The 360-nt window shown below is 58.3% G+C and carries 1 protein-coding gene; it reads left to right on the top strand.

The features are described from left to right. The coding region (locus tag EN804_RS37775; protein WP_210237387.1) for a hypothetical protein at window positions 1-338 on the top strand (338 nt) is incomplete at its 5' end. Window positions 339-360: the final 22 nt, after the last annotated feature.

The raw sequence follows: 360 nt of genomic DNA, 5'->3' as shown, positions 1-360 counted from the left end.
CGCAAATACTTGATGATGTCGATACCCTCATTCTCGACACGGACGAGGCGAGCTATCTAGCAGAATGTATCCGCCTTCGTGGCCAGATTGCCGCGGACAGAGGTGACCTGACGGGTGCCACGTCCCTGTTCGAAGCAGCGATTGCTACAGCCCGTCGGCAGCAAGCGAGACTCTTCGAGCTTCACGCCACAACGCAACTAGCACCAGTTCTGGCACGACAAGGTCGTGTCCATGAGGCGGCGACTGGTCTGCAAGCGGTGGTCCGCACATTTGACACAAGGTATCCAATTGTCGACCTCGTCGCCGCGCAAAGGGAACTGGCCAAGTTGGGCCGTTGAGGTCGCATCACCTACCTTCGGC

Origin of the sequence: Mesorhizobium sp. M8A.F.Ca.ET.161.01.1.1, from assembly GCF_004792105.1 — a bacterium.
Classification (GTDB): domain Bacteria; phylum Pseudomonadota; class Alphaproteobacteria; order Rhizobiales; family Rhizobiaceae; genus Mesorhizobium.
Note: the sequence above shows the minus strand (reverse complement) of the source record. Positions and strands in the feature narration are given on the sequence as shown.